At 66.5% G+C, this 22,211-nt stretch carries 16 protein-coding genes and 2 tRNA genes; 9 read left to right on the forward strand and 9 right to left on the reverse strand.

All coding sequences use genetic code 11. The annotated features are described in order from the left end of the window. Positions 1–57 precede the first annotated feature (57 nt). Genes FBF36_RS04500 through FBF36_RS04515 form a run of 4 tightly spaced genes read right to left on the reverse strand, consistent with a single transcriptional unit; the run spans position 58 to position 4,999 of the window. A complete protein-coding gene (locus FBF36_RS04500) occupies positions 58–972 on the reverse strand; it encodes an ABC transporter permease (RefSeq protein WP_009398429.1) in 915 nt (304 codons plus the stop codon). Further along, positions 969–2,687 (reverse strand): glycosyltransferase family 4 protein, encoded by a 1,719-nt coding sequence (locus FBF36_RS04505; protein WP_009398430.1) that lies wholly within the window; start codon positions 2,685–2,687, stop codon positions 969–971. Before FBF36_RS04505 ends, FBF36_RS04500 begins: the two co-directional genes overlap by 4 nt. Next, positions 2,680–3,954 (reverse strand): glycosyltransferase family 4 protein, encoded by a 1,275-nt coding sequence (locus FBF36_RS04510; protein ID WP_009398431.1) that lies wholly within the window; start codon positions 3,952–3,954, stop codon positions 2,680–2,682. The genes FBF36_RS04505 and FBF36_RS04510 overlap by 8 nt, the downstream gene beginning before the upstream one ends. 4 nt (positions 3,955–3,958) lie before the next feature. After that, positions 3,959–4,999 (reverse strand): glycosyl transferase family 4, encoded by a 1,041-nt coding sequence (locus tag FBF36_RS04515; RefSeq protein ID WP_009398432.1) that lies wholly within the window; start codon positions 4,997–4,999, stop codon positions 3,959–3,961. 954 nt (positions 5,000–5,953) lie between these two features. Between FBF36_RS04515 and tagD the strand changes: the two genes are divergently transcribed. After that, positions 5,954–6,373 carry a glycerol-3-phosphate cytidylyltransferase gene (tagD, locus tag FBF36_RS04525; RefSeq protein ID WP_009398434.1) on the forward strand — a complete coding sequence of 140 codons (420 nt, stop codon included), beginning with the start codon at positions 5,954–5,956 and terminating at the stop codon, positions 6,371–6,373. A gap of 6 nt (positions 6,374–6,379) precedes the next feature. Here tagD and FBF36_RS04530 read toward each other — a convergent pair whose 3' ends face one another. The 3 genes from FBF36_RS04530 to orn all read right to left on the reverse strand — a co-directional run bounded on the left by FBF36_RS04530 (position 6,380) and on the right by orn (position 8,258). Next, positions 6,380–7,240, reverse strand: coding sequence for a polysaccharide deacetylase family protein (locus tag FBF36_RS04530; protein ID WP_034493488.1), 861 nt, complete (start codon positions 7,238–7,240; stop codon positions 6,380–6,382). A 212-nt stretch (positions 7,241–7,452) separates the two neighbouring features. Beyond that, positions 7,453–7,528, reverse strand: a tRNA-His gene (locus tag FBF36_RS04535). Positions 7,529–7,646: 118 nt separating this feature from the next. Next, positions 7,647–8,258: an oligoribonuclease gene (gene orn / locus FBF36_RS04540; RefSeq protein WP_034493538.1), complete on the reverse strand. Its 612-nt coding sequence runs from the start codon at positions 8,256–8,258 to the stop codon at positions 7,647–7,649. A gap of 183 nt (positions 8,259–8,441) precedes the next feature. Between orn and FBF36_RS04545 the strand changes: the two genes are divergently transcribed. Next, positions 8,442–10,949, forward strand: coding sequence for a serine/threonine-protein kinase (locus tag FBF36_RS04545; RefSeq protein WP_009398438.1), 2,508 nt, complete (start codon positions 8,442–8,444; stop codon positions 10,947–10,949). Positions 10,950–11,034: 85 nt separating this feature from the next. On the opposite strand, the gene FBF36_RS04550 is transcribed toward FBF36_RS04545, so the two are convergent. Then, entirely contained in the window at positions 11,035–13,716 is a 2,682-nt protein-coding gene (locus FBF36_RS04550) for an ATP-binding cassette domain-containing protein (protein WP_034493490.1), read from the reverse strand. Positions 13,717–14,112: 396 nt separating this feature from the next. Here FBF36_RS04550 and FBF36_RS04555 point away from each other — a divergent pair. The 4 genes from FBF36_RS04555 (at position 14,113) to FBF36_RS04570 (ending at position 18,457) form a co-directional block, all read left to right on the forward strand. Continuing rightward, positions 14,113–14,185 (forward strand) — tRNA-Arg (locus tag FBF36_RS04555). A gap of 307 nt (positions 14,186–14,492) precedes the next feature. Further along, positions 14,493–16,094: a GTPase gene (locus FBF36_RS04560; protein ID WP_009398441.1), complete on the forward strand. Its 1,602-nt coding sequence runs from the start codon at positions 14,493–14,495 to the stop codon at positions 16,092–16,094. Next, positions 16,091–17,593, forward strand: a complete 1,503-nt coding sequence (locus FBF36_RS04565; RefSeq protein WP_009398443.1) for a GTPase — start codon at positions 16,091–16,093, stop codon at positions 17,591–17,593. The genes FBF36_RS04560 and FBF36_RS04565 overlap by 4 nt, the downstream gene beginning before the upstream one ends. Before the next feature lie 180 nt (positions 17,594–17,773). Continuing rightward, positions 17,774–18,457 (forward strand): single-stranded DNA-binding protein, encoded by a 684-nt coding sequence (locus tag FBF36_RS04570; protein WP_034493493.1) that lies wholly within the window; start codon positions 17,774–17,776, stop codon positions 18,455–18,457. On the opposite strand, the gene FBF36_RS04575 is transcribed toward FBF36_RS04570, so the two are convergent. After that, positions 18,450–19,010 (reverse strand): TY-Chap domain-containing protein, encoded by a 561-nt coding sequence (locus FBF36_RS04575; protein WP_009398447.1) that lies wholly within the window; start codon positions 19,008–19,010, stop codon positions 18,450–18,452. The two genes, FBF36_RS04570 and FBF36_RS04575, sit on opposite strands and share 8 nt — an antisense overlap. A 215-nt stretch (positions 19,011–19,225) precedes the next feature. On the opposite strand from FBF36_RS04575, the gene ftsE reads away from it, so the two are divergent. Genes ftsE through FBF36_RS04590 form a run of 3 tightly spaced genes read left to right on the forward strand, consistent with a single transcriptional unit; the run spans position 19,226 to position 22,168 of the window. Continuing rightward, positions 19,226–19,915 (forward strand): cell division ATP-binding protein FtsE, encoded by a 690-nt coding sequence (gene ftsE / locus FBF36_RS04580; RefSeq protein WP_009398449.1) that lies wholly within the window; start codon positions 19,226–19,228, stop codon positions 19,913–19,915. 12 nt (positions 19,916–19,927) lie between these two features. Beyond that, positions 19,928–20,845, forward strand: a complete 918-nt coding sequence (gene ftsX, locus FBF36_RS04585) for a permease-like cell division protein FtsX (protein ID WP_009398451.1) — start codon at positions 19,928–19,930, stop codon at positions 20,843–20,845. A gap of 6 nt (positions 20,846–20,851) precedes the next feature. Further along, the gene (locus FBF36_RS04590) at positions 20,852–22,168 is read left to right on the forward strand and encodes a peptidoglycan DD-metalloendopeptidase family protein (RefSeq protein ID WP_009398452.1); all 1,317 of its coding nucleotides are present in this window, start codon (positions 20,852–20,854) and stop codon (positions 22,166–22,168) included. Positions 22,169–22,211: the final 43 nt, after the last annotated feature.

Genomic DNA, 22,211 nt, shown 5'->3' on the forward strand with positions numbered 1-22,211 from the left:
GTCGTGCCTCCCGGCCCGTCTGCTTGAAGGACCGCTGACTCATGCTTCGGTCCGGTCTCAGCGCTCGACACCGTAGACCTCCTCCTTCTCCCAGAAGAACACGAAGGAGACAACGGCCAGCCCCACCGACCACGCACTCAGAATGAGCCACATGCGCGCCTGCGGAACGCGCTGGTACAGGATCACGTCCCGATACATCGTGATGATGAGGTATCCGGGATTGAGGTCCATGGCCCGCAGCATCAGCGGGTGATCAATAAAACGTTCGTAGGAGAAGAAGACTCCCGAGGCGTAGAACCAGAACTGAGTCAGGAAGGGCCAGATATTCCGCATGTCCGGGATCGTCGTCGTGATACGGGAGGTGGCCAGTGTCAGCCCCAGGCTCAAGAGCACCTGAAGAGCCAGGACCGGGACGATGAGGAGCCAGTGCCAGCTCGGCCAGGCGTGAGGAGGAAGAACCACCACGAGGACGAGGACCGCGATCATCGGTGGAACCAGGTCGATCGCGCTGCGAATCGTGTACGACGCGGGGAGGGCGGCTCGAGGGAAGGAGAATCCCCGAATGAGGTTCTTCCCGGTGACTATCACCTGGCTACCGTCGGTCACTGCCCGCTGCAGCGGCGGGAAGAACGTGACGCCGATGATGAGGTAGCCGATGAAGTTGTCAATACCGCGGCTCGTCTGCAGAAGCAGTCCGAACACGATGAAGTAGACGATCGCATTGAGCATCGGTTTGGCGATGAGCCACGCGTTTCCCAGGAAGGTGCCCCGTTGGGACCCCAGGGCCTTGGCCCGGGCGTCGGCCCAGATGAAGTGCCGCCGTTGCCAGAGCTCGCGGATGTAGGCCACCAGCGGTGGGCGCCGTCCCACCGGATACAGCTCGCTGAGCTCGACGACGCTGACACTGATCTCGGAGCTGTCGCCCCAGAACGGCTGCCCAGCGGTCCACGGGGTCCAGGATGCCCTGCTCATACCAGCCCCGCGTAGATCTCGGCCTGGCGGACTGCGTTGCTGCTCCAGGTGGGTAGCGTCTGACGCGTTGAGGGCAAGGGCGCTCCAGCGGCCAGCTGGGTCAGCACTCGGCTGAGTGCCTCCACGTCGCCGGCGGGAAAGGACCGATTCGCCGATGGGGCGGTGATCTCCCTGAGCGCGGGAAGATCGGAGGCCACCACTGGCCGGCCCAGCGCCATCGCCGTCATCGGCTTGAGGGGTGTCACCAGCCGACACACCGGCGTATCCAGTCTCGGCACGCAGAAGACGTCCAGGGCCTGGTACCAGTCCAGGGTCGTTGCTCGGTCCACCCGTCCGGGAAGGACGCACACCGACTTCTCCAGTCCCATCTCTCCGGCCAGGGCCACCAGCTCGGGACGGCTGACCCCGTCACCCACCACGGCGCACCGGACATCGACCCCCCGAGTGCGGCAGAGCGCCACAGCCCGCAGAAGCGCGCCGAACCCCTCATAGCCCACCAGGGAGGAGACGCTCCCCACCCACAGGCCGCTGCGGGGCAGTCCCAGCCGTTGGCGGGCATCCGCCGGTAGCAGCCTGTCGGCCTCGAGCACCTCCTGGTCCACGGCGTTGGGAACGACTGTGATCCGGCTGGCGTCGACACCCCGGTCCGCGAGGTCCTCGGCCTGGACTCGTGAGAGGACGACGACGGCGTCGGCCTGCCGGGCCATCTCCGCCTCCTTGGCCCGCAGCAGCGTGAAGCGCTCAGAGCTCAGCGCCTCGGCCTCCTGACTCGGCGGCCTGGAGGCTACCCAGGTGCACTCCAGCACCCCTCGCATCTCGTAGACCCAGGGCAGACCGTAGGAGCGGGCCACTGCCTGGGTGACCAGGGCGTTGACGTAGTTGGTGGTCGTGTGCAGCACGTGGGGGGAGAACGTCTCCACCTCCCGCGCCAGCAGGCGGCTCATCTGAGTCAGTCGGGCTATCGGGGAGTCCTGTGACCGCGCGGGAAGAATCCGCCGGTAGGTGACTGCGTCGACGACGTCGGTGGCCTGAGCCGCAGGCTTACCGATGGTGACGGGGTAACCGATGCGCGTCACCGCATGCACATTGATGCCGACGCCGGCCTGCGCCCGCAGGAGCGCGTGCGAGCGCACCGTGTAGCCGGACTGGGTGTGGGGCAGCGAGCTGGTCAGTACGTGAAGGACGCGGGGCGGCTCAGTCGGGTCAGGAGCCGTCCAACCGGGTGAGGGGGAGAACCCGGGGAGATGGAAGCCCGGGCTCATCATGGCCAGCTGGGAACGCAGACGGGCCCACAGCGCCCTGGAGCCGGGCGCCCCCTCCAAGGTGCTGAGCGCGGTACTCAGGTGTCCCCGGGACCACAGGTCCCGCGCGCGCACCGAGGGGCTCAGGCCCTCGGCGTCAATATGCCTGCGCTCCGCGGAACCGAGATGGATCGCCATCTCAGCGGCGAGCCGACGGCCGACAGCAGATCGTGGTACTGCCCGGCTCAGCGCCTCGCGGGCTGAGTCCGGTCTGTCGGCGATGAACGCTGACAGGGCTCGGCGGACCTCATGATCATCCGACCCGATACCGAGTGCCTGAGCGCACCGACCGCGCCAGGGCTCAGACAGCCGACGCGCTCCCTGCAGGGCCAGGAGCACCGGGTCCTCGACCAGCTGCCGGGTGGCGGAGGTGCTCAGCAGCACCAGATTCCGCAGGATCTGGACGTCAGTCACCGGACACCTGCCTCAGGAGGGACTCGTAGCGGTCCGTCATGACCTCGGCGTCGGCGTGGTCCGCCAGCCAGCGTCGTCCCCCCGTCACGTCCAGGCGGCTGCGGTCTGCGGCCAGAGCCCTCCACAGGGACGCCAGGGCCTGCGGGTCCTGCGGGGTGGTGACGTCGCCGCAGCCGGCGTCCTCCACGATGCGCCGAGCCTCGCCGTCGACCGAGGCGCACACGTGCAGTCCTGCGGACATGATCTCGTAGAGCTTGGACGGGACCGTCACAGACATGGCCGGCCAGCTCTGTAGACTCACCAGAGCCGTATCGGCCCAGGCGTAGTGCTGGTCCACTTCACTCCACGGCACAGCGGGGTGCATCTCCACGGGGGCCCCGAGGCTGCGGGCCAAGGTCGCGACCTCCTGAAACTGCGCACCGTCGCCGACGATCCGCAGTACCACCGGGGTGCCGCTCTGCTGGGCGATGTGCGCGGCCTTCACCGCGAAGCCCAGCCCCTGAGCGCGCCCTACTGTGCCCAGGTACAGCACGTTCAGGACACCGTCTGAGCGGCATCGGCCGACAGGAGATCGGCCTGCCGATGTCGTGGCGCCGGTGTTGCGCACCGTCACCACGCGGCGGACCCCGCGGGAACGCAGGACCTGTGCGAAGGAGTCCGTCGTCGTCACCACAGCCGCGGCCTCCTGCTCCAGGCGGGTGATGAGGGGTGGCAGAAGACTGCGTGCGCCCCAGCCGACGACGTCCAGCCTCCTGGTTTGGCGGGCCTGCGTGGCGGTCGATGGACAGCTGAGGGGCGGGGACCACTGTGCGGCTGACAGAAGCAGATCCGGCCAGGCGTCTCGCAGCTCCACCACGACCGGGCGATGCAGCATCCCGCCGACGGCGAGCGCTGCTGGAAGGGTGGGGAGCCCGGGAACCGAGCCGACGATGATGTCGGGGCGGTTCGCTCCCCGGAACCGCTCCACCCCCAGGCGTACGGAGTCGGCTGCCGCGACCATCTGATCGACTCCGCGTCCGCACACACCGCTGCTGTAGGGGCGGAAGATCGTGCGATGCACCATCGCTCCGGTGACATCCCGTCTGATCGAGCCGGCCATGTGGTCCCCGCCGCCTTGCAGGAGACGACCACCTGGGTAGTGGGGAGCCGGAGCCAGCACCGCCAGTTCGTGGCCACGTGAGATCAGCGCCTCGGCCAGCCGGTTCCAGCGGCGTTGAGGAGCACCGACCTCCGGTGCCCAGTAGTGGCTGAGGAGGAGGATACGCATGTCCTCACCTCGCCCTTCGGGGGCTGGGGAAGGGGTTGGGTGCTCCGATGATGGAGGGCATCCGCAGGTAGAGGACCAGGACTGCCGCCATACCGACCTGAGGTATCCAGAGCCGGCTACTGGTGACAAGGCTGCCTGCCGCCAGGGCACAGCACGAGGCCGCGGCCAGGGTCACCAGAAGGGCCGATGCCCAGTGCGGCCATCCGGCACAGACAAGGCGCTGGTAGACATGAAGCCGGTGCGACTCATACCAGCACTGGCCTGCTCTTATCCGCATCCACAGGGTGTAGCCGGTATCCGCCAGAAGCACGAGGACCGGGGCGACTGCCGCCTCCACGGCCACACCCTGGGCAAAGCAGGCCGTGACAGCGAAGGCCCAGGCAGCGCCCAGGGCGTAGGAACCGGAGTCGCCCAGGAACACCTTGGCGCGAGGCGTATTGAAGGGCAGGAAACCGAGGCACGCGCCGGCCACCGAGATCATGACGAGCCCCAGGCCGGGAACCGGGGCCACGATCGCCACCTGGACGTACCACAGGGAGGTCATCAGGGCGTGGCTGCATGCCAGACCGTTGGCGCCGTCCATGAAGTTCGTGGCGTTGACCAGCGCGGCCGTGCCCACACAGACCACCGGGGTCCACCACAGTGAGACCTCGAAGGCGGTGTGCATCACCAGTCCGAGTGCTGCGCCCAGGGCGAGCTGGAGAACCAGGCGAGTTCTGACAGACACTGAGAACAGGTCCTCGATCAGTCCGAGCATCGCGAACGCGAGCACGGTCGCCAGACCCATGAGAGCGACGTCGAGCCTGGTCATTGTGTGGACAGTGCCTCGTTGGTGTGCTGCAGCGAGGATGGTTGTCCAGGTGGCGAGTGAGGCGGCCAGGACGATGGCGAGTCCACCGCCGCGGGGAACAGGACGTCGGTGGAGAGACCTGTCCACGGGGACGTCCATGACTCGTGCCCTCTTCAGGAGTGGGATCACAGCCGCAGTCAAGGAAGCGGAAACGGCCGCCGTCACGGCGAGCCCGCTCAGGAGCAAGGTGGTCATGAAGCCGGCTCCAGAGCCCGTGGTGCTTGAGCCCGCCATCTCAGTCGGTGCCGCCACTGGTCAGCCACGGCGATGACCGACCCGGCGAGACTGGCGGTCCACGGCAGAAGGTGGACCTTCGTGACGAGGTCGAGGAAGCAGGAACCGAGTGCGAACCCGGCCCCTGCCACGATGACGAACGGCATGACTCGTATGGAGGCCCACGGCCAGTAGTGCCATGTCACGCACCAGGCGGTCATCTGAATGAGAGCAGCGGCCGTGACTCCTATCAGAAGCATGTGCGGATGAAGAATTCGATGCGGTGATAAAAACGTTCTGATAAGGGTCGCCAGGAAGAGCCATAGCGTCCAGGAGGCCATGTCTCGGGTAACTGCCGATAAATCGGACGGGAGGCCGGGTGCTGAAGTGGCCGCGGAGGGGATGCTTGAGATGGTGCAGGAAGGTTGGGGGAGGGGGCGGGCGGGAACTGCTGTGACCACTGGTGACCTCCGATCTTCTGGGAAGATAAAGGCCCGGGGGGTGGCCTTCTTTGCTCGTTTTCTTATAACGGTAGTTGTGTCGAAGAGCCGGAAAAGCGATAGTCGTCATGATTGACTTGTCTGCAATCAGACTGTGATGTTCAGGGTTTGTCGTGACGGCCTCGAAACCGCTCGTAATCGTTGCGATACTGCGGAATGGCGGGACTCTGTCACATGATGGCCTCAGCTTGTGGTGGCCTGGGGTGAGGGGTGGGGTGGCGGTTTCGCGTATTCATTGGGTTAAGCGATAGCGGGTGACGACCGACATAGTTGAAAGCTTGCCTCAGGGGGGTAACAAAGGAATCTTGGGGTCGGCCTCGCACCTAGACTTAGCGGCGAGCGCATTCAACCGCCATGCGCGCAACCAACGACAATGCGATCGGTTCTTGTGTGATTCATACAAAAATCGATGACCCCAACCATGAGGACAATCCCAATGAAACGCGTCATCACCTACGGCTCCTTCGACCTGCTCCACTATGGGCACATCGACCTGCTGCGTCGGGCCAAGGCGATGGGTGACTATCTCATTGTCGCTCTGTCGACCGACGAGTTCAGTGCCTCCAAGGGGAAGCGCGCCTACTTCTCCTATGAGCAGCGCAAGGCCATGCTTGAGGCCGTTCGCTATGTCGACATGGTCGTTCCCGAGCAGACCTGGGGGCAGAAGAGCCGAGACGTCGATGAGTACGGCATTGATGTCTTCGTCATCGGCGATGACTGGATCGGCACCTTCGACGAGCAGCTCGAAGGCCGCTGCGAGATCGCCTACCTCCCGCGGACCCCGGAGATCGGCTCCGCTCAGATGCGGCCGTGCGACGAGGGGCGGGAGGTCGTCCAGGAGGCTCTCGCGCAGTGAGCGCTCTCAGACGTGACGATTGTGTCCGGCGCCGAAGTAGACGTCATCGAGCGTGGCTGTCTGCAGTGAGCGCTGACGCAGAATATCGATGATCTGACCGTAGACGTGGGTGACGGTGGGGAAGTTTGCGTGACCGATGACGATGTGCTGCGCAAGCAGCCACTTCTGGGCCTCACCGAGAAGGACCTCCGGCGTGAGCTGTCCGGAGTCTCCGAACGAGCCGTACCACATGGTCGTGGTCGAGTAGCCCACTTTGGCGCAGACCGAGTCGGTGACGGAGCTGCGGCCGCCGTAGGGAGGACGGATGAAGGGTGCCCCTGTGACACCGTAGGTGTTGCGCAGCAGATTCTCGCACTGGGTGAGCTCGTCGATGATCTCGCCCTCCGACAGCGTCGTCAGGTCGGGGTGCGTCCAGGTGTGGTTCGCCAGCTGAACCTGCCCCGATTCCACCAGAGGCTTCATCTTGTCCCGGTTGTCGGTCCAGCTCGGGTAGCAACCTGTGACGAAGAAGGTCAGGCGGACTCCCGAGTCCCTGGCGAAGTCCAGGTAGGCGTCCACGACCGAGGAGTCGACGCCGTCGTCGATGGTGATGGCAAGGACGTTGCCGACGTTCTCCGGCAGTCCGGTGATGAGCGAGTCCGCCGGACTGGGAGCGGGCAGTGACGGCGGGCCGTCCTGAAGGTGGAGCGGGTTGAGTGAGGGCGTTGGTGAGGGTGTGGGTGAGGGTGATGCCGAGGTCAGGGGCGAGGCCTGCGCCGGGGATGAGGCTGGTGAGGAGGAATGAGCTGTCGGTTGCGTGGTGTTGCAGGCGCTGAGGCAGCCTGCGGTTCCGGCGGCCAGGGCGAGTAGGAAGTCGCGGCGTTGCATGGGAGGGGCTTTCTCGAAGGTGGATTGTCAGAGCATCGAGCACCTGCTCCGCCGGCCGGGGCGCCGGAGTGAGTGAGCTGCTTTGTTACTCGGGACGCAGGTAAACGGCTGAAGCCTTCGCTGTCCGCTGTCCACCTGCGCTACGAAGACGGCAGCGTCGTTTGCTGCCTAGGAGGATGGAGAGATGGGGTTGCGGCACGATCCGCAATCAGTGGGGTGGCTGACGGGGTTTGAACCCGCGACCTCCTGGACCACAACCAGGCGCTCTGCCGACTGAGCTACAGCCACCGTGTACGGCATTACCGCAACGAATCGGTACTGTATCCGCTCATCTCCCCGCACGCCAAACTGGGCTCGGTGCACTACGTCACGTCGTGCGGGTGCTCTGAGGGCGTCGTCGCTCCGGTCACCTGGTGGGCGTGCTCAGGATCCGCTCGGCCACGTCCTTGCACTCCTGGGAGCTGGGTCCCTCCCCGCTGGGGAACAGGACCTCGCGGTAGTAGCGCAGCTCGTCGATGGACTCCAGGATGTCTGCCAGTGCACGGTGCCCGCCGGCCTTCTTCGGCGCGTGGAAGAAGGTCCTGGGGTACCAGCGCTTGGCCAGCTCCTTGAGGGAGGAGACATCCACGATCCGGTAGTGGAGGTGCTTGATGAGATCTGGCATGTCGCGGGCCAGGAACGCCTTGTCCGTGCCCACGGAGTTCCCCGCGAGCTGGGCGGTGCGCGCCTCGGGCACGAGAGAGGTCACATAGTTCAGGACCGTCTCGCGGGCGGCCTCCATCGTCACCCCGTCCTCCAGGTCGGCAAGGAGACCGGAGGAGGTGTGCATGTTTCGCACATAGTCGTCCATCTGCTCCAGCGCGGCGGCGGGAGGCTTGATGAGCACATCGATTCCGTCCGCCAGGGGCTTGAGCTCGTAGTCGGTGACGATAACGGCGACCTCGATGAGCGCGTCGGCGCTCTGGTCCAGGCCTGTCATCTCACAGTCGATCCACACCAGCGGGTCAGAGGTTGTCATCTGCTTGCTCACGGGAGCCACTGTAGTCATGTCGTCGAGCTTGAGGACATGGACCCTCTCACGAGGGCGGTGAGACTCGAGGTGCGATTCACGGCCATCTCCTGGTGGAGCAAGTCCGATGCTGCGAAGATCGCGATAAGGTCTCCATGAAGCCTGACAGCCCTTGAGTAACACGGAGCACTGATGTCCCAAAGCCCGGCCCCCCGTCACCTCGGAAGCTCCTACATCATGGAGACCCGGATCGGTGCGGGTGCCCAGGGAGAGGTCTGGCGCGGTCGGCGCACTGACGCCCGCGAGACCCTGGCCTTCAAGGTACTGCGTGCCGACCTGGTGGAGAATCCCGACGTCGTGGAGCGCTTCATCAAGGAGCGCTCCACCCTGCTGCGGGTGCGCAGCCCCTTCGTTGTCGCCATTCGCGACGTCGTTATCGAGGGCGCCACCTTCGCGATCGTCATGGACTACGTCAACGGTGGCGACCTACGGGATCTGCTGAGGACTCACGGCTGTCTGCCGCCTGCGCAGGTGGCGTCCCTGGGGACGCGTATCGCTCAGGGACTGTCCGCGGTTCACCAGGCCGGCGTGATCCACCGGGACATCAAACCCGCCAACGTCCTGCTCAGCTCACGTCCCAGCAGGGGTGGTGACCCGGCTGAGACGGTTGCCATCGGTACTGCCCCGGGAGACGGTGTGCCGGAGACCGTTGTGCCCCGACTGGCGGACTTCGGGGTGGCGCGCATCTGCGACACCTTCTCCGCCTCCCACATCACGGGAGCCATCGGTACGCCGCTGTACATGGCGCCGGAGATTCTGTCCATGCAGGCCCCCACCTCAGCCGCCGACATCTACTCGCTGGGCATCATGCTCTACGAGGTGAGCTGTGGGACGACGCCGTTCGTGGGGGAGCCCGCCCAGCTGCTCAGTCAGCACGCCCGCCGTGACGCGGGTCGACCGGTCGGTGTTCCTGACCCGTTGTGGGAGCTCATCGCCTCGATGACCTCCAAGCAGCCCGGTATGCGTCCCTCCATCGAGGATGTCGCCCAGCGCCTGGACGTCATGCAGTCGGCGCTGGCGGGCCTGCCCGCCGCACCGAGGCTCGCGTCGCCGCCGCAGTCAACGGCCTCGCTCGTTCCCTACGACTGGGACGCCCCTCCGTCCGCGGATCCGATGGCGCCGCCGGTGACGCCCTCGAATCCCTCAGCGACCTCGGCCACGATGGCGATCGTCCCGGAGGCGCCGACTCTGGTCAGTGGGCAGCAGTACGCCCCCAGCCCGGGACAGGTTCCTCTCAGCCCGGGGCCTGCGGGGACCGGTGGTTTCGCCGCTCCTGGGATGTCGGCAGCCCCCGGTGTCTCCAGCCCTTCCGGACCCGCTTTCTACGGCCAACCGGGTGCGCAGTACTCGGCGGCTGCGGCGGTCGGACCGCAGTCCGGCGCGCGTCATCGGTGGCGGCGTCGTCGGTGGGTGGCTGTGGCCGCCGTGGTCACTGTCCTGGCAGTGGTGGGGGCGAGCGCGACCTGGTGGTACTTCTTCTCCGGGCAGGAGATCGGCAACCGGTGGCCGGCGGCTCTGCCTGCGGGCAACGGTGTCCAGGAGGACCTGCGATACTCGGAGGTCTCCGAACCCGTCATGTCCGCTGACAGGACCACGATGGCCTTCGAGCAGGGCGGCGATGCGAGGCTCGTCGATCTCACGAAGAGCACGACGACGCCGGTGTGGAAGGGCGAGTGCTACAAGGTCCGGCCCTGGGTCGGTGGCTCGATGCTCTGCACCACAACCAGTGACGAGTCCACGGTGATCGGGGCCGCGGGCAAGACCTCTCAGGCGCCCTTCTCCAAGAAATCCTTCTACATCGGCGCGACGCCGGACCTCGGCATCGTGTCGGACGATGGGGAGACCTCCGACGGCGGCCCCATGAGGGGGTACGACGCCTCCGGCAAGGAGAAGTGGAGTGCTTCGGGCCAGTACAAGGGAGGCCGGGTCGATAACGGCTTCATCCTCACCTACGAGATCAAGTCGCGACAGTTCCAGGTGCTGTCGGCCAAGACCGGTGAGGTGCTCGTCTCGGAGCCCGGCAAGCAACCGGACTCGGAGTTCGACAAGCGCACTCGATTCCCCGGCGGATTCAATATCGGGTCCGGGCCGGAGGCCTTCTCGCGAGTGACGTCCTCGGGTGCCACGATCTACAAGGCCAACGGCAGTGAGGCGGCCACCGTCTCAGGCAAGTTCTCGGAGAAGCACTGGTGGGCTGCGTCAGCACCACTGGATGCCTCGTCACTGAAGGACGCCTACTCCTCCTTGGCGAAGGCATCGTCCTCGACCACCCCGGTCATCGGCCCCGGAGGTACGGTCGACGTCGTCGTCGACACCAGTGCCTGCGCGGCCAAGGTCGGCAGCAAGAAGCTCGAGCTGCCCGAGTTCTCGCAGAGCGAGGGGTGCCACATCAGGCCCATTGGTCTGCTGAGCGACGGACAGGTGCTGGTGGAGGTCGGAGAGTACAGTTTCTCCGATAGTGATCCGGGGAACCTTGTTGTTGCCGTGTCGCCCGATACGGGCAGGGTCGGCTGGAAGGTTCCCGGCGCCTACGGCGGCACCGTCGTTCCCGCGAAGGACCAGAGCGACGCCCGTCTGCTGGTCGCACAAGGACCTACCTCTACCTTTGATCTGGTGGTCTCCAGCATCACCAGCAAGTAGGAGCGCACGCGGCATGTAGGGCGCGGGGTGCCGACCAGCTCTGTGGTCGGCACCCCGGAGTTCGTGTCGGGAGTGCTGACAGGGATCAGCGACGCCCGCGGCGGGCCAGAGCGATGTAGCACGCCACCATGCAGGCCAGGCCGATGGCTGAGAGCAGGCCGTAGTTCGTCAGCCACTGCGCGGCCCCGTGCTTCCACAGCGCGTCGTCGCGGTTGGGCAGGATGGCGAGCATCTCCAGGGTGGAGGCAGCCATCGCGTACCCCCACCGCGATGGCATGAACCAGGCGAGCTGCTCGAAGACCGCACGTCCGGAGATCGGGATGATGCCGCCGGACAGGACCAGCTGGGCCATGATGGAGACCACTAGGACCGGCATGACCTGCTCCGAGGAGGAGACCATCGCGGAGACCGCCAGGCCGAGGAGCCCGGAGACGAAGGCGACGGCCCAGCAGCAGAAGGCCAGTTCCAGTCCCGGCCACCCCTCCAGGATGACGGCATCGGTGGGGCCCTTGTTGAGTGCCAGGGCGATGCCCATCATCAGCGCGGTCTGAACGGTGGTGATGAGCGCCAGGATGGTCGCCTTGGAGAACAGGTAGGCGCCGGACCTCAGGCCAACGGCCTTCTCCCTCAGGAAGACGTCCCGCTCCCCGATGAGGTCACGGATGGTGGCCGACATCCCGGAGAACGCCGCCCCGGTGATGAGAATGACCAACAGCTGCAGGGCCTGGCTGGAGTACTTGATGATCGGGGGAGTGGGGTTCTCCGGTGTCGGGGGAGTGGGCTCGGGGTAGTGGGGGACCGCGAAGCCGTCGCTTCCCTCGATCGCCTTGGTCAGCAGTCCCACGATGATGGGGAGCAGCAGCATGAAGGCGAGGTAGGACGGGTCGGCCGCCACGATCCGCAGCTGGCGCCGCACGAGGGTCGAGACCTGCCGGAGCACGGACTGCTGCTTGGGCGGCTTCTCCTGCGTCGCCGGTCCTGCGGTCGCCGCGGGAGCCCCTCCGCGCCGCGTCGAGGGCACCGTGGCCTCCATGTACTGACGCAGCTCCGCGGTGTGGTTGCGGATGAGGGCGTAGACATCGGCGTAGCCGTCCACGGCGGGAGGGTCGGGCAGGGTGCCCTTCGGGGTGTTGAGCAGCAGGCGGCCCTGAGCGGCGATCTCGTTGAGCCGCTGGCGGAAGTAGGGGAGCACCTCGCGGGGTGAGCCGTAGTAGACGGGCTTGCCGCCCGCTGCAAGGATGAGAACCTTGTCCGCGCGGTCGATGTGGTTCTCATTGTGGGTGACGACGACGACCGTGCGGCCGCTGTCACCCGGACGCGTCCCGTGAGCCAGGGAGGCCAGCAGGTCCATGACATCACGGTCCAGCTGGGGGTCCAGTCCGGAGGTGGGCTCGTCGAGGAACAACAGACTGGGGCGTGTCAGCAGCTCGATGGCGGTGGAGACCCGCTTGCGCTGGCCTCCGGAGAGCTTCTTGACCCGCTTGTCCACATGCGCGGTCAGGTCGAGGTCCTCCAGGACCTCAGCGATGCGCTGGCGCCGTTCGGCCTTGGAGACGTCCTTGGCGAAGCGCAGCTCGGCCGCGTACTCGAGGGTCTTGCGGACAGTGAGGGCGGAGTGAATGACGTCGCTCTGGGGGACCACACCGATCTTGTTGCGCATGACCGGGTAGTGCTCGTAGACGTCCAGCCCATTGAATAGCACCTGGCCCTCCTGGGCCTTCTGCTCGCCGGTGAGGGCCTTGAGCAGCGTTGACTTCCCGGCTCCCGAAGGGCCGACGACGGCCAGCAGCTCGTTGCCCGGCAGGGAGAAGGAGATGCCGTCGAGCAGTGTCATGCTGCCGTTGTTGACGCGGAAGGTCAGGTCCTTGCCGACCAGCTCGCCGCCGGCTCCGCCTGCGACCTGGACCTCGCACAGCCCGTCCGGACTCAGGGCGATGAAGGTCGATCCCAGTCCCAGGAGCACGGGCCGGGTGACCTGGACCTGTGAGACGCGCTGCCCGCCGACATAGAGGCCGTTGGTGGATCCCAGGTCGGTGACGACCATGCCGTTGGAGGAGATGTCGATACGGGCGTGGTGCTTGGAGATGAGCGGGTCGTCCAGGACAAGAGTGTTGTCAGGAGCGCGCCCGATGGTGCCCGAGGAGGTGACGCGGAAGGACTTGAGCGTGTGCCGCGAGGTGGGGAAGGAGCCTGAGCCGGACGAGGACGCTGCCTGGGGGCTTCCGGAGGCCACGTAGGTGGCTGCTGAGGACGCCGAGCCCATGGCCTGTGGAATGGGCGCGGCCTGCGCCGAGACGGCTGCGGCCGGGGGAGGACCGGCAGGGCGCTGGAGGAGGGGGGCGGCTTGTGGGGCGGAGACCGCACTCGGCTGCGATGGGATGAAGGGAGTGCTCGGAGCAGATGGTCCGGGCTGCCCTATTGGCTGTGACTGAATGGGAGCGCCGACTTGAGGCGCTCCGCCGGAGACGATCGGAGTGAGTCCCAGCGCCGGCCCCGAGGCGTCTCCCAGCTGGATCCGAGTGCCCTGATTCACAAGCGCCTCGCGCGTCACGGCCCCGTTGACGAGCATGCCGTTACGGCCCTGGCAGCTCACCGCCCACCCGGTTGGGGTCGGAGTCACCTGGAGGTGGGTGCGGGATACGAGGGGGTGGACGATCTGAACGTCGCTGTCCGGTGAGCGCCCCACGGTGAAAGGGGTGGTGAAGGTGTGGGGTTCCAGTGATGCCTGGGCGGAAAGGGAGCGCACGATGAGTGCGGGAGTGGGCAAGGCGCGGTCCTTCCAGAGGGGCGGGAGTGGGGCTCCGGCCACGATACTGGTGTTTCGCCGTCATCGCTAAGAGCGAGGACTCCCCGGTGTGAGGTTGCCAACATGCAGGTAGTGCTCTCGGGCGGGAGGCGAGGCCTTGCGACGTGTCGATCAAACCGGTCACAGAGTGGTTGCATTGCTATCACGTTCGTATTGCGACTCAGGTGGTGAATGGTGTGAGAGGAGGCCCTGGCGGCTGCGCAGAATCGTTCGTCTGCCCGGTTCGATGCGCGACCGTCATGCTGGCGTGATCTCCTCGCGACCATCGCCTGGCGCTGACGGCAGTGCGGGGGCGGTCCTCCCGTCGAGACCGGGGCCGCCATGTTGATGGCGTAGGCTGGTGAGGCGCTTGCGCACGCCTCCGTAGCTCAATGGATAGAGCATCGGCCTTCTAATCCGCAGGTTGCCGGTTCGAGTCCGGCCGGGGGCACTGGCAGCCGGGGCTGAGAAGGTTGATATTCCGCGGACTATCGACCGTTCGGGCCGCTGGATCACGGAGGCGGCGAAGACGCGTCGCACTCATCGCCGCCCGCTTCAGCCGGCCTGGATGCCGCGGCCGGGGGCTGCGTCCCTGGCCCGCTTGAGGGGGCGGTTGCTCTTCTCGTACGAGAGCCGGTGCGCGCTCTCGGCGGTCACAGCGGGGTGACAGGGGGTTCTCACTGAGCTCGCGACACCCGTGGTGCGAACTGTCGAGATCAATCGTCGACTCTGCTGCGCTGTGCTCATAGTGTTGGCACATGCCCGCTCCTGTCCCCTCGCGCCACTCCCAGGACGATGCACCCGTCTCCGCCCTGAGTCGCGCCCAGCTCCTCGATGTCCTGTCCGACCTGGTCCGGGACCTCGAGCGCCTCGACCTGGCCCTGAGTGCCGACGGCATCGAGGCTGCGCGCACGTTGCGCGACGGTCTCATCGGGCAGGTCCGTGACCAGGTGATTCCCCGCCTCCAGGATGCAGATATCCCGTCCATCGTGGTGATCGGGGGCTCCACGGGTGCCGGGAAGTCCACACTCGTCAACTCCGTGCTCGGCCAGGAGGTCTCAGCTGCCGGAGTGCTCAGACCCACCACTCGAACCCCGGTCTTGGTGACCAATCCCGAGGACATGGACTCGCTGTCCGAGCACCCTCTGACGCAGGTCTGCAGGCAAGAGGTCTCCGCTGCGATTCCGGCCGGCCTGGCTCTTATCGATGCCTCGGACCTGGACTCCGTGCACGAGGCCAACCGGGCTCTGGCCGGCAGGCTGCTGGAGGCGGCCGATCTGTGGCTCTTCGTCACGACTGCGGCGCGTTACGGCGACCAGACGCCGTGGACGACGCTGGAGGAGGCCGCACGCCGTGAGACCCCCATCGGAGTGGTTCTCAACCGGGTGCCGGCGAGGATCCTGCCCGAGGTTCGTCGGGATCTCATCACCCGCCTGCAGGGACTGGGGCTGTCGGAGGCGCCCTTCTTCGTCATCCCGGACGCCGGGCCGCACGAGGGGCTCCTGACTGGGGACGGCGTGAACGAGCTGCGCGACTGGCTGCAGCTCCTCGCTGGCCGTCACCGCGCAGCCGGCCTGGTGCGTCGTACCGGCAGGGGAGTGTGGAGTGTTCTGCGCACCGACCTGGAGCGCTTGGCGGACGACGTCGACGCCCAGGACGCGGTGGCCCAGGCGCTGGAGAGGACGTGCCAGGAGCTGAGGGAGTCCGCCATCAAGGCCTTGAGCGCGGACATCAGGGCCGGCTCTGCAGGCCAGGGCGCCACAGCCACCCGGTGGATCACCCTGGCCTCCTCTGGAGGTCCGCTGGCCTCCCTGGCTCAGGGGGGCAGACTGCGCAGAGGATTCCTGGGACGGGCTGACAAGGCTCGCGCCGAGGGACTCTCCCAGCTGGCCGCCGACGCCCGCCAGGCCCTGGCCAACCAGCTTCAGGCCGCTATCGTCGCCTTGAGCACCGAGGCTCAGAGAGCCTGGGCCGAGGTGGGCGCCGAGGAGCACGCGCACAGAATCCTGGGTCAGGGTGATGACGCGGCCGTGACCGTCGACGCCTGGGTCGGCTACCTGGAGGCTAATATCGAAAGCCCGCAGGACATCCGTAGACTGAGTCCCGCCAGTGTCATCGATCTCCTCATCGCCGCGGCAGCCGGTGTTGACGGGGCCATTTCAGCCGCCAGACGTCTGGGGCTGGAGGAGCAGACCGCACAGGCGGGTGCTCTCCTGGTGGAAGCAGTCACGGAGGCGATGACTGCCACAGTCCCCAAGGGGGCGGCCACCTCGCTCGCCCCCGCCCCCGGGTTCGCCGCTGCGCTGCGTCTGCGCTCGGGCGAGCTCAAGCCCTTCACCCGTCCCGGAGCCACAGCATGAGCCATTCCGACACCGTCCCTTCCACCTCCTCCGACCAGGGAGGTTTCGAGGTGCTCGACGCCGAGCACCTCGATGCTCGCCTGAACGCGGTGCGAGATGCCCTGCGCTTGTGTCCCACGGAGGTTCCTGCCTCCCTGTCGATCCCTGCTCACAAGGCACTCGATGCTGTGGCCCAGCGTCTGGCGCTGGGAGTGGATCACACCGTCGTAGCGCTGTTCGGGGGGACCGGCTCGGGCAAGTCGTCGCTGTTCAACGCCTTGACCCAGCTGAACTTCGCTGATGTCGGTGCGCGTCGACCCACGACGTCGCGGGCTGCCGCCTGCTCATGGGGTGATGACGCCGGTCCGCTCCTGGACTTCCTCGGGGTCTCCTCGGAACGGCGAATCCGGGGTGACTCGATTCTCGACGCCGATGACCAGGGAAGCATGTCCGGCCTGGTCCTGCTGGACGTTCCCGACTACGACTCAGTGACGACGGAGCACTCCTTGCAGGTGGATCGCCTCGTTCCGCTGGCCGACATCCTCGTGTGGGTGGTCGATCCTCAGAAGTACGCCGACGCGGCCCTGCACGACGGCTACCTGCGCGGCCTGGGGGCCCGTCAGGAGGACATGCTCGTCCTGGTCAACCAGGTGGACACCCTCCCGGAGAGTGGCTTGGCGAGCCTGCTGGACGACGTCGGGTCTCTTCTCAAGGACGACGGGCTCAGCCAGGTTCAGGTGCTCCCGGTATCGGCTGTGCGCGGCGACAATCTCGACGTCGTGCGCAGCATGCTGCGCCAGCGCGTCGCACGTGAGTCCAACGCGGCTCGTACGGCTTCGGCCGAGCTTGACGCGATCGTGCGTCGTCTGCGTCCGACGGTGGCTCGTAACAAGGTGGAGCTCAGTGCCGACCTCACCGAGGAGGCCACCAAGGTGCTGCTTCAGGCATCCGGTGCCCAGGCGGTGGAGGACTCGGTGAGAGTCGGACTGTCCAGGGTTCTGCCCAGAGCCCTGGCCCGCCCCGAACCGCCCTCGCGTACCGCAGTGTCCTCGGCTCACTCCACCTGGGTCCACCGCACCTCACAGGGACTGCCGCCCACGTGGGCCCGAAGCATGGAGGCCTCCGTCGTATCCCCGGAGACCTTGGCGGGGCAGACCGCTGAGGCGGTCGGCTCCGTGCCGCTGCCAGGGCATCGCCAGCCGGTGATTGACCTGTTGTGGTGGGGAGGCCTGCTCATGGTGCTCGGCGGGGTGTCGTGGCTGTCCGTCTCCCTGGTGCGAGAGGGGCTCGAGGTTTTGCACCGCAGCATCGAGATCGTCCCGGTCTGCCTTATCGTCCTCGGGCTCATGGCGGTCCTGATCGCCGCGGTGCGCCGGCGCAGCAGGGCGCGCCGTGAGGCGGAGCGCTATGGGCAACGGGTGCGTGCCCGCCTGGAGTCCGTGGTTGAGCGGGGACTGAGCCGGCCCGCTGCCAAGATTCTGGAGAAGCATCGGGTGCTGCAATCCGCTTTGGGGCTGTAACCCCGTCTTTAACCCCGTCTTTGCGAGACCACCCAGTGGCCACAGCCCTCGGATTGCCCTCCTGGGAGACTCGTGCGGGGAGTGAGCTCGGGGCCCGTTGGGCATCTGGTGGGCGGGTCGAGCACCGTTGTGGTGCAGGGGGCGGCAGAGCGCCGCCCGCCCACAACCAAGGAGCCCCTCATGACTCGTCAGCTCGACCTCACCGTCCAAGGCGTCGTCGGAACCAACCCGGTCCTGTCCCGTGTCGGGGACAATGCCCGTCCTTACTGCCGCTTTCGCGTTGCCGTCACCCCGACCTACCGCACTGAGCGGGGGTGGAACAACGCCGAGACGATCTGGTTCACCGCTAAGGCGTGGGGGCAGCTCGCCGCCAATCTGAGTCACTCCCTGCACAAGGGGGACGCAGTTCTGCTCACGGGACGTTTCTCCCAGGAGTCCTGGGAGAACAACGGCAGGAGGCACGAGACCAACGTCATCACGCTTCAGGCCGCTGGGCACGACCTGACCAGAGGAGAGTCCCGCTTCGCGCGCGTGAGAGCCGTGGAGTCGGCGCCTTCCGCGTCCTCGGGTGCCGGAACCGGTGATGTCGAGCTCGAGCCGGGTTCTGACGAGCACCTCTCCTCGGATCACTGGGACGTCGAGGCGGCAGCCTCGGGCGCCTCGGCTTCAGAGGCCCGGCGAGCAGCTCCTCAGGGCCCCACTGAGTCCACTGAGCTCGGCGAGTCCAGCGCGACGTACGTAGAGAGTCCTGGCTCTCTCGTCATTGATCCAGCCTCGGCGCGGGCCGAGGAGCAGACCGGGGAACCGTGGCCCATGTACGAGCTCGCCGATGATCTCGTCGAGCAGGCTATCGGGGTCAGCTGACGTCGGAGTGCGCGCGCAAGAGGTAGTCGAGGTCTGCGGGATGGGCGACCTCGAGCACCTCGATGAGGATGCGGGTTACCAGATCGGCGGCCTCGTCTCCGTCGGACAGCAGCCTGGCGAAGACGTGATGACTCTCCTGCCAGCCGATCGCGCCCAGGATCCTGCGCTCGGTGGGGCCAAGCAGTACCCGCCCCTGTGCATCGAGCTCGGGTAGGGAGACCTCGATGCCGTCGGTGCGTCCGACGAGGACTACGCCCGGCAGGTCCGGGGAGGGAGCAGGGGGAGTGGACAGGGGCAGTCTCGACAGCAGCTGCGACCAGCGCCCCTGGGGAACCAGTTCCTCGGCCTTGACCATGGGGACCGGAGCCGTCAGGAGCAGGGTTCCGCCAGATGGATCAATGACGGCCTCGACCGCTTCTCCCCGCCGCGCGAGCGGCCTGCACACCTCGTCGAGGAACCGGGCCAGCGACGAGGTGAAGCCTGCCCAGGAACCCAGGTCGACGCGATCCTCGAAGGCACGTGACAGCGCGGGCGACAGGGAGATCTCACTCATGATCGCAAGCCTAGGGCGCGTTCCCGGCGAGTGGTTGGAGCTTGGGGCTCTCGAACTCTGTGATCACAGGAGGATCACACCTCGTCCCGGACATCACAAGCCACATCGATGCTGGGCGTGTCACGGCGGGAAAATGGCGTGTCGGCGCATACGGTGGCCGTAACGCCATGAACCCGAGTGCCGTGCTCGGGGCGCAATAGGAGAGCAACGAGCAGATGATCCGCTTCGACCACGTCTCGAAGGTGTACAAACGCGGGGCACGTCCGGCGCTCGACGACGTCGACATCAAGGTCAACCGGGACGAGTTCGTGTTCCTTGTCGGCGCCTCGGGGTCAGGAAAATCAACCTTCCTGCGTCTGGTCCTGCGCGAGGAGCGTCCTACCAAGGGGCGTATCCACGTCCTGGGGCGTGACCTGTCGCAGATCTCCTCGTGGAAGGTGCCCCAGCTGCGACGGGAGATCGGCTTCGTCTTCCAGGACTTCCGGCTTCTGGAGAACAAGAACGTCCTGGAGAACGTGGCACTGGCCTCCCAGGTCATCGGTAAACCGCGCCACTACATCCTTTCCGCTGTGCCGGAGGCCCTCGACCTGGTGGGGCTGGCAGGCAAGGAGAAGCGCCTCCCCCACGAGCTCTCCGGGGGTGAGCAGCAGCGCGTGGCGATTGCCCGCGCCATGGTCAACCGGCCCAAGCTCCTCCTGGCCGATGAGCCCACCGGAAACCTGGACCCCTCGACGTCGGTCGGGATCATGCGTCTGCTCGACCGCATCAACCGACAGGGGACCACGGTCGTCATGGCGACTCACGACGACGAGATCGTCGACCAGATGCGTAAACGCGTCATCGAGCTCAAGGGCGGTGAGGTCGTACGCGACCAAGACCGCGGTGTCTACGGCTCGGACCGCTGAAGGAGAAGAACTGTGAGACTGCGTTTCGTCCTCTCGGAGACCGCCAAGGGCATGTCCCGGAATCTGGCGATGACGGTGTCCGTGATTCTCGTCGCCTTCGTATCGCTGCTCTTCGTGGGGGCCTCGGCACTGCTGCAGAGCCAGATCTCGACCATGAAGGGAGACTGGTACGACAAGGTCGAGGTCTCGGTCTACATGTGCCCCAAGTCCTCGGCCTCCTCCAACTGCGCCGACGGCGAGGCCACTGCTGCTCAGATCAGCGAGGTCGAGAACCTCATCACCAGCGGTGCCCCCTCCGGCTACGTCAAGTCCTACCAGATGGAGACCAAGGCCCAGGCCTATCAGAACTTCATGAAGGCCTACGCCAAGTCCGCCGTCGGGAGGAACGCCACTGAGGACATGATGCCCGTGTCCTTCCGCATCAAGCTCAAGGACGCCGAGAACTACAAGCTGGTGGCCGAGCAGTTCGAGGGGCACAGTGGCGTGGAGCGTGTGGTCGACCAGCGTTCCACCCTCGAGCCCCTCTTCCTCGTGATGAACCGGGCCTCCTGGATCACAGGAGGGTTGGCGACCATCATGGCGGTGGCCGCGGTGCTGCTCATCTCGACGACCATCAGGCTGTCGGCCATGTCCCGCTCCCGACAGACCGGGATCATGCGCCTGGTGGGAGCCTCGAACCTCTTCATCCAGCTGCCCTTCATTCTTGAAGGGGTGCTTGCCGCCCTCACCGGGGCGATTCTCGCCGTGGCCACGCTGTGGGTAGGAGTCCGCTACGTCGTGGAGGGGTGGCTCGCCTCCTCCATATCCTTCACGAGCGCCTTCATCAGCACCAGAGATGTTCTCCTCCTGTCGCCCTGGCTGATCCTGGCGGCCATCGCCCTGGCCGCGGTCTCCTCCGCCTTCTCACTGTCCAAGTACACGAGGGTCTGATCTCGCATGCTGTCTCGTCTGTTCCTCCGTCGCTCGCGCCGGCGTGCCGCGGTCTGCGCCCTGGCCGCCGCCAGCCTCGCCTTCTTCTACTCCGGGGACATCTCCCTGGCCGATGAGCGCGACGACGCCGTGGCCAAACAGAGTGAGGCTCAGCGCAAGCAGCAGGAGGTCCTCTCCTCCCTCGAGGGGGTCAGCGCCGATCTGGGACAGGCCTACATCTCGCTTCAGAACGCCCAGGCCTCCTTGAGCACCGCGGAATCCGAGCTGACCACCGCTGAGACGGCTCTGGCCGCCAAGGAGAGGGAGCAGCAGATCGCCAGTGACCGCCTGGCCGCGGCGCAGAGCAGCCTTGAGACGGTCAAGCAGGAGTCCGAGGCGTCCCAGAAGACGGCCTCGGAGACCTCCAGCTCCGTGGCGGAGATCGTGGTGTCCACCTACCAGGGGGACAACTCGGTGACCTCGTGGAGCTATGTTCTCGCCTCGCAGGACGTCGAGGAGCTCAGCCAGCGTGCCTCAGCGGTCGAGATCGGCTCAGGGGTCCAGGAGGCGGTCCTGTCCGCCGCCGAGGTCGAGCGCGCTCAGAACGCCAACCGTGAGGCCAGACAGAATGCTGCCACCACGCGAGTCGGCACGCTCAAGACCGAGGCCGACACCGCCGAGGCCAACGCCAAGACGGCCCGGGACGCGGCCAAGACCAAACGGGACGAGGTCGCCAAGCTGGCTGCTCAGAAGAAGTCCGCCGCCGCGGCGCTGGAGAGCCGTAAGAGCAGTCTCCAGTCCCAGCTCGACCAGGCCAACGCCGATGCCGCTGCCGCTGCCGCGCGAGTCGCCCAGATCGACGCCGCCAACCGGGCTGCGGCCAGCGCCGGAACCATGCCGTCGGTCCCCTCGAGCTCGATCGGCTCCGACTCCCTGGGAAGCGGGTACATCGGTCACCCGATCACCGGTCCGCTCGAGGTGACCTCGCCCTTCGGGTACCGCGTTCACCCGGTCACCGGCACCGGAACAGGGCACCAGGGGGTCGACTTCGCCGCGAGTGAGGGGACGCCCCAGTACGCCGCGGTCTCCGGAGTAGCCACCTACTGGGACTCCGAGTCCTGCGGCATCGGCATTGACATCAACGGCGGCATCATCGACGGGCACTCCTACGTCATCACTCTGTGCCACCTCTCCTCGCGCAGCATTGCCGACGGCCAGCAGGTCAATCGCGGTGACGTCGTCGGCGCGACCGGCTCAACCGGCTACGCGACCGGGGCGCACGTCCACTTCCAGGTGGCTCAGGACGGGGTGTACATCGACCCGATGTCCCTGCCCGGTTTCTAGGCGAGTTCTTCTTGACGAGGCCCGTAAACTCCTGTCCCTGCGC

Source organism: Actinomyces sp. oral taxon 171 str. F0337 (assembly GCF_005696555.1).
Taxonomy (GTDB): Bacteria; Actinomycetota; Actinomycetes; order Actinomycetales; family Actinomycetaceae; genus Actinomyces; species Actinomyces oris_E.

What these genes read in the sequence shown, in the direction of transcription:
- FBF36_RS04500 (WP_009398429.1), bottom strand. Translation starts at nt 972, where the DNA reads ATGAGCAGGGCATCCTGGACCCCGTGGACCGCTGGGCAGCCGTTCTGG.
- FBF36_RS04510 (WP_009398431.1), bottom strand. Translation starts at nt 3,954, where the DNA reads ATGCGTATCCTCCTCCTCAGCCACTACTGGGCACCGGAGGTCGGTGCT.
- FBF36_RS04515 (WP_009398432.1), bottom strand. Translation starts at nt 4,999, where the DNA reads ATGACCACCTTGCTCCTGAGCGGGCTCGCCGTGACGGCGGCCGTTTCC.
- tagD (WP_009398434.1), top strand. Translation starts at nt 5,954, where the DNA reads ATGAAACGCGTCATCACCTACGGCTCCTTCGACCTGCTCCACTATGGG.
- FBF36_RS04530 (WP_034493488.1), bottom strand. Translation starts at nt 7,240, where the DNA reads ATGCAACGCCGCGACTTCCTACTCGCCCTGGCCGCCGGAACCGCAGGC.
- orn (WP_034493538.1), bottom strand. Translation starts at nt 8,258, where the DNA reads ATGACAACCTCTGACCCGCTGGTGTGGATCGACTGTGAGATGACAGGC.
- FBF36_RS04545 (WP_009398438.1), top strand. Translation starts at nt 8,442, where the DNA reads ATGTCCCAAAGCCCGGCCCCCCGTCACCTCGGAAGCTCCTACATCATG.
- FBF36_RS04560 (WP_009398441.1), top strand. Translation starts at nt 14,493, where the DNA reads ATGCCCGCTCCTGTCCCCTCGCGCCACTCCCAGGACGATGCACCCGTC.
- FBF36_RS04565 (WP_009398443.1), top strand. Translation starts at nt 16,091, where the DNA reads ATGAGCCATTCCGACACCGTCCCTTCCACCTCCTCCGACCAGGGAGGT.
- FBF36_RS04570 (WP_034493493.1), top strand. Translation starts at nt 17,774, where the DNA reads ATGACTCGTCAGCTCGACCTCACCGTCCAAGGCGTCGTCGGAACCAAC.
- FBF36_RS04575 (WP_009398447.1), bottom strand. Translation starts at nt 19,010, where the DNA reads ATGAGTGAGATCTCCCTGTCGCCCGCGCTGTCACGTGCCTTCGAGGAT.
- ftsE (WP_009398449.1), top strand. Translation starts at nt 19,226, where the DNA reads ATGATCCGCTTCGACCACGTCTCGAAGGTGTACAAACGCGGGGCACGT.
- FBF36_RS04590 (WP_009398452.1), top strand. Translation starts at nt 20,852, where the DNA reads ATGCTGTCTCGTCTGTTCCTCCGTCGCTCGCGCCGGCGTGCCGCGGTC.